Origin of the sequence: Bradyrhizobium genosp. SA-3 (assembly GCF_004212635.1) — a bacterium.
GTDB lineage: Bacteria > Pseudomonadota > Alphaproteobacteria > Rhizobiales > Xanthobacteraceae > Bradyrhizobium.
Genome location: NZ_PSRT01000018.1, coordinates 73,562 through 79,561, shown reverse-complemented (window position 1 = coordinate 79,561; position 6,000 = coordinate 73,562). Strand labels below are relative to the sequence as shown.

The window sequence follows — 6,000 nt, the reverse complement described above, 5'->3', positions numbered from 1 at the left end:
GACAGCGGACCCAACTCACGACTAGGTGAAGGGCGAATCTGGATAGGGCGTGGCCCGCCCGACCGGACAACGGGCGCCGCGCCCTATCGCATCCGGACGGACGGGACGCCAGGCGGCCGCCCGGATGACGCCAATGTGCATTCGTTGGATGCGCGTGCGGATCAGGCGTGCGCCTTCCCAAAGCTCGACGTCATGATCATCAGCGAGCTGCTTGGCTGGTTCACTTGCCGTTTTTTCGTCGGCGCAATGGAGTTGGACGCGAAGCTGAATGTGGCCGTCCGCCCCCAGGATATAGGCGCGATAATCTCCTCCAAAACGTCAGTTCCGAAGCTGAAACTCGAAGGAACTTACAACAATATCAGTGCACTGTCCGTTCGATTAGGACAATACTCCCATTCTGCCGAGCCGAGGCGCTGGCGTCACTCGCGGATGCGCGGCTCTTTAAATTCACCCGGGGTCGGAACGCGCTGAGGAGGCGCACGTTCGCACTGACACAATCCTTTCGTAAGGAGGTAAGCGCCATGAAGTTGCTTATAAGTGCCGTCGCCCTTCTGCTGACGGTTCTGTCTTCAGCGGTGTTGGCGCAAACGACCAAACCCGACGTCTCCGGTGCTCCGAGCGCACAGAGCTCCGGCGCAGGAATACCGGGTCAACCGGGAAACAAGAGCGGTCCTGCCGTCAAACCTGGAGAGACCGTTGGTTCTAGCTCGACGACGAACCAGGAGAACCCGACGGTTCGGATGCAGGACCCGTCGAACATTAAGGGACTGCCGGGCAATAAGAGCGGTCCGCCTGCTAAGCAGCCCTCGCGCCAGTGAATGGAAAGATCGGACTATCGCAAGCAGCATTGAGGCTCGCACCGAAAGACCGCGGGCCGGCGTTGCGGTCACGATCAGGCCGCAGCTTTGCGGGTGAAATCGGATTTCATCTGGCCGCCCACGGCAACGCCTCCCACGATAGCGCCCTTGATGCATCCCTTCGCGGTTGCGGGCGAGATCGGAGCGATCGCCAGCAGTAAAGAGGCGAGAACCTGAACTGTGCCCTCATCTGGCGGCTCGCGTCGTGAAGCAGACGACTGCCAGCGCGACGACTATCGCCAAGAGGATGACTCCGGCCGGCGTTTCGGTCAGCGTGCCGCTCCGGCTACCGTCCAAAAGGTTGAGCTTCATGAGGCACATAGTCTAGGCATCAACCACCCTCGTATGGGTTCGTTCCTGGCACCTGCAAAGCCCTCATTAAGGTGCCCGTTCATCCTCCTGGCCGCGCACCGACCTTTCCGACGAATGCTCCCGCCACTATAAGCGCGCCGTCGGCGATCGTCAGCCGAAGCGCGGCTAAGCGTCGAGGCGCCGGCCCAACGGATTTGGTTGCCAAGCACGCTCCGGTGGCGAGAGCCGTCAGGAGAAGCGAACGTCGTTTTTGGTCAGACAGTGCATCGCCTCGAACTCCATAGCGATCTGGGAAGCCGACGGTCGAAGCTTAGCGTCGTGAGACCGCCGAAAAGAAGGCACGAAGACGTGCCGTTCTGGCTGATCCGATCTAGGCTTCTTGCTCCCTCATATGGCCTGCCAAATTGCCAAGTACGCCGACGGCGAGCACCCTACCTGATGGGGCCTTCGAATGCCTGAGAGAACCTTGCATTACGCCATAGGAACCTTTCGGGGCCGATGTTGTTTGCTCGACCCTAGGGGAACGCAGGCTCCCCGTTAGACGGATTGCCGTCCAAGCTCTGCGCACGGCTCGCTTCCGAGGCGATTGCGCATGGACGAAACACAATTCTCTACCCCTCCCTATTCACGATGCAGGCGCGACTGCGGTCCGCACAGCGGCCGTCCGTTGGGGTGCGCCGCACAACCACCCAGCTTGAGGAGAGCGGGATGACAAAGACCTCGTCACGCGAGTGCGGTCCTTCAATGACCGTCCTACTGCAACAGCTTCCGATTCAGCGGCGGGCGGCCCAACCAAACAAGGCTGCGACGCCATCGCGCCGAGATCTGATGAGCACGATCGGTTGCGCCGCTCTGTTGACGGGCAGCGCCTTCTTCAGTGCGCAAGCACAGCAAAAGATCAGCAAATCGGAGGCCAAATATCAGGATAAGGCGAACGGCAATCAGCGTTGTCAATTGTGCCAGTTCTTCCAGGCTCCAAACCAGTGCCAGTTGGTTCAGGGTGGAATTAGCCCCAACGGTTGGTGCGAGCGCTTCGCGGCAAAGATGTAATCTCGTGCGCATTCGGGGATGCTTGCCGAGGAAGAGTGAGAGCTTTGTGGTCTCCGCGTTCGTTCGGCGCTCGACTCATCATGCGGCGCGCCAATCGAGAGGAGGTACCGTCAAGGAAAAATGAGACAAGGAGTGCAACATGCTCAATACCCAGGCCATTGAATCCATAACGGGACTGAAGGGACAAACGACGGGTGACGCGCTCAAGTTATCGATCCCGCGCAACGAAGTGAGAGTGACCCTCGACGGCTTTGAGGTCATTCCGTTCATGGGACTCACATCGTGGGTCGCCTTTCGACAGGGGCCACATCACACCACGTTGATGGGTGACATTGTCGTGCTTGAAGATGAAATCAAGGACGCAATGGCCGCGGCTATCCAAGCGGACCTGTACGTGACGGCCTTGCATAATCACTTCCTGCGCGAGGAGCCGCGCGTGATGTTTATGCACATCGAGGGCACGGCCGATGACACTGCGTTAGCGACAGGCGCACACAAGATTCTCGAAGCAATTAAGACCGTGCGTCAGGGGCACCCTGTCGACTCCGCCGCTGAGAAAGTCGACAGCACTCTGGACGTACCGCGACTTGAAAAAATTGTCGAGCATAACGGCGAGAGCAAAGATGGCGTATTCAAATTCGTGTTAGGGCGGCCAACGGTACCACTCATCTGCAAGCGCTGCGGTAACCTCAATATTGACGCCGCAATGGGCTACAACACATGGGCCGCCTTTCAGGGCACGAACGAGCGCGCGGCAATATGCGGCGATGTTGCAATGCTGGAAAACGAAGTGCACTCGGTTATCCGCGAATTGCAAGCAGGAACGATCGAAGTGGTAGCCGTCCACAATCACATGTTCTTTGAAGACCCACGCATCATTTTCCTGCACTACTGGGGCATCGGCAATGCTGAGGAATTGGCAAAAGCCTTCAAGCGCGCGCTTAACACACAGCAACAATCCGTTGCATCAACCTCTACGGGCTAGATGTGAGCTGCAGGACCTTCTCCTTGATCGACGAGCGTCGGCCGAAAAGAAGGCATGAACACAGAGCTTCGATAAACATTTGCCTGGCTGGCTCCCGCTACGCACACTCGAAACACCATCGTTGTGCATAGCAATGCGTCTTAGCCCAACCGCGACCTCTTCACAACGAGTTGATCTCTGCGAGTGGGAAGCTGACCTCAGGTCGCCGTTGTCAAAACGCGCATAGTGCAACGTCTCGCGGATGAGGGATGTCGCGCCTCGTGGAATTGATGAGCACATGATCGACCATGGTTCAGGATTTCGTTTCGGCTTGGAAGCAGAGTTTCTGCTGGTCGAGGTCGATTCGTGCCGTCCTCTGTGGCATCCCGAACTTCGATTCGAGGAGCTCAATCTCGCTCTGGAAGCGATTGACGTCAGCGATTTCGATCAAGAGGGCTTGGACCTCATCCCGCTTCACCGCAAGAGGATGCCGTTCGTTGTCGAAGGCTATCAGCTTCCCGGCCCGGATTTGAAGCCGACCGCTTTATTGCCAAAGGGCGTCGAGATTCGGACTCCGATATGCAACTCAGTTGAGGAGTGCATTGCCACCTTCGCCACGCTTCACGGCCGGATGCAACGATCTTTGTCGGAGCGCGGATACCGCGCCGCAACGCTCTCCTTTCATCCGATCGAGGACCATTTCGAAGGTCCGCAGAACAAGCGCCGTTACGACCATTGGCAATGGGCCATGGAGGCGATGACGACTTACGGCCCGGACATCAATGTCAGCGTTCCGCCTGACTTGGCGGCACAACTGGACCTCCACGAACTCCAAGGCTCCATTGGAAAATCCGTACGCACCTATCACCGCAGCACCATTGCGCCGGCGATTTCCATCCACCCAAAGGAGCACCTGCGCCTTGAATTCAAACCGCTCGAAATGACGCCGTATCTTCTCGACTATCAGGCCTACTTTCTGCTGTGGCTTGCCTTGATCCTGGACGAGAGCTTGTTGGGACGCGCGACGGAGCAAACCCGGATCTACGACATGGGACAGGTTGCCCGATTTGGCCTCCATGCAGAGGGCGCCCGCGAGCGCGCTCATGAGGTCCTGTCAAGGGCGCCGAGCGCGCTGAGCCATTGGGGGTTCGATTGCCAGCCACTCGATCATTTTCGTACCAGGCTGGAGACTGGCCGAGTCCCCGCCGACGACATCATCGATCTGTTCGAACGCGAGCAATCCGTCCCGAACGTGTTGCGTGATCTTCTCGATCTACGATGACTGGATCAGTTTTCGGAGGCGATCCGATCCAGGCGCAATCGGTGCCGATGATCGGTCAGCAAATGCCCGCCCCCGATGACTGCTGCAAGCGTCCCCAAACCGGTTCCGCCCGCAATCAGAAACATGATCAGTAGCTGGTATTTGACGGCATCGACCGGCTCGACGCCCGCGAGGATCTGGCCGGTCATCATCCCTGGCAGAGAGACCAGGCCAATTGCAGCCATGCCGTTGATGGTCGGCATGAAGCCGCTCCGTAGCGCATCGCGGATCACCGGAAGGAGGGCCTGATAGCGGGTACCTCCCAAAGCGAGGCAGGATTCCACGGCAGCACGTTCGCGCACCACGCCATTGACGAGCACATCAAGTCCGAGGCTCACGCCAGTCATGGTGTTGCCCAGGATCATTCCCAACAGCGGCAGAGCGTAGCGCGGATGATACCAGGGCTCAGGACGGAGTTGCGAGAGCAGCGAGAACATCGTGACGGTACCGGCGGCGAGCAAGGTGCAGCCTGCTCCCAAGCCGTAGGTCCAAAGACCTTCCAGCCGTCGCTTCTGACGGGCGACGATTTCTCGCGATGCGAACAAGACCATGATGAAGGCGGCGAGTGCCGTCCAGAACGGAGAGACCACGGCAAACAGAAACGTCAGCACATATCCAACGAGTACGAGCTGGATCACCATTCGCATGCTCGCAAGGGCAAGCTGTCGTTCAAGCTTCAGGTGCAGCGCGAGCGAGAGCGCGCCATTCATGACAACAAGGAGCGCAGGCAATATGAGGTCGCTGTAAGCCAGCTGGATGTAACTCAAAGCGAGTGCTCCTCGAGGTGGCCGCCGCTCGCCATCACGAACAGACGAGATCCGACGCGACGAGCCTGGCCACTGTTGTGAGTGCTCCATAGGACGCTTGTTCCGGCCGAGACACGCTCGGCAACCAGGGCTTCCACGGATGCGGTCGATGCCGCGTCAAGCGCCGACGTGGGCTCGTCCAGCAGGAGCACCCGCGAATGCAGCAACAGCGCCCGTACGAGGCCAAGGCGCTGCTTTTCGCCGGTAGAAAGTCTCCGGATCGGCCAGGTTCCGCAACTCGCTGGCAGCCCCAACTGATCCACTAACGGAGTGGCCAGATCCCAGTCGGTAAAGTGCTCCTGCACCGTGTCAGCCCACCAGCCAGGTTCGGCAGCTACATAGGTCACCTGCCTGCGCCAAACAGGGGCCGACATCGTTTCCCGCGGCACCCCGTCCAGCTCGACGGAGCCCTCATTCGGATCGAGATCGGCAATGGCGCGGAGCAGCAAGCTCTTGCCGACGCCCGACGGGCCCTGCAGCGCAATACATTCTCCATCCGCGAGTTCGAACGAGACCACGAGATGCAAGCGCTTGAGCGCGCTGACAGTGAGCATATTACCTTTGACCCTTGGCACATCTTGCGGTGATCTACGTTACCTGAATGGGGATGTGCAGTCTCCCCGTCAGACGGTTCCGTCCAAGCACTGACCAATGCTCGGTTGTCGAGGTGGTTGCGCATGGACCGACCTA

General features: G+C 59.0%; 7 protein-coding genes and 1 pseudogene. 5 read left to right on the top strand and 3 right to left on the bottom strand.

Annotated features, from left to right (window positions below; translation table 11 throughout):
* Positions 1-471 (top strand): hypothetical protein (locus tag CWO91_RS43685; protein WP_208753001.1); only part of this gene is annotated, 471 nt, incomplete at its 5' end.
* Between the two features lie 50 nt (positions 472-521).
* A complete protein-coding gene (locus CWO91_RS44120) occupies positions 522-818 on the top strand; it encodes a hypothetical protein (RefSeq protein WP_128943328.1) in 297 nt (98 codons plus the stop codon).
* A 430-nt stretch (positions 819-1,248) separates the two neighbouring features.
* Here the strand turns inward: CWO91_RS44120 and CWO91_RS44115 are convergent.
* Positions 1,249-1,356: pseudogene (locus tag CWO91_RS44115) on the bottom strand (2Fe-2S ferredoxin); the annotation flags it as partial.
* A 521-nt stretch (positions 1,357-1,877) separates the two neighbouring features.
* Between CWO91_RS44115 and CWO91_RS08585 the strand changes: the two are divergent.
* The 3 genes from CWO91_RS08585 (at position 1,878) to CWO91_RS08575 (ending at position 4,465) form a co-directional block, all read left to right on the top strand.
* Positions 1,878-2,219 carry a high-potential iron-sulfur protein gene (locus CWO91_RS08585; RefSeq protein ID WP_130213072.1) on the top strand — a complete coding sequence of 114 codons (342 nt, stop codon included), beginning with the start codon at positions 1,878-1,880 and terminating at the stop codon, positions 2,217-2,219.
* Positions 2,220-2,358: 139 nt separating this feature from the next.
* Positions 2,359-3,204, top strand: coding sequence for a DUF1259 domain-containing protein (locus CWO91_RS08580; protein WP_130213071.1), 846 nt, complete (start codon positions 2,359-2,361; stop codon positions 3,202-3,204).
* A gap of 277 nt (positions 3,205-3,481) precedes the next feature.
* Positions 3,482-4,465, top strand: coding sequence for a glutamate-cysteine ligase family protein (locus tag CWO91_RS08575; protein ID WP_165405310.1), 984 nt, complete (start codon positions 3,482-3,484; stop codon positions 4,463-4,465).
* A gap of 5 nt (positions 4,466-4,470) precedes the next feature.
* Here CWO91_RS08575 and CWO91_RS08570 read toward each other — a convergent pair whose 3' ends face one another.
* Together CWO91_RS08570 and CWO91_RS08565 are read right to left on the bottom strand one after the other, a co-directional pair.
* A complete protein-coding gene (locus CWO91_RS08570; RefSeq protein WP_130213069.1) occupies positions 4,471-5,271 on the bottom strand; it encodes an ABC transporter permease in 801 nt (266 codons plus the stop codon).
* Positions 5,268-5,864: an ABC transporter ATP-binding protein gene (locus CWO91_RS08565; protein WP_130213068.1), complete on the bottom strand. Its 597-nt coding sequence runs from the start codon at positions 5,862-5,864 to the stop codon at positions 5,268-5,270. The genes CWO91_RS08570 and CWO91_RS08565 overlap by 4 nt, the downstream gene beginning before the upstream one ends.
* Positions 5,865-6,000 lie beyond the last annotated feature (136 nt).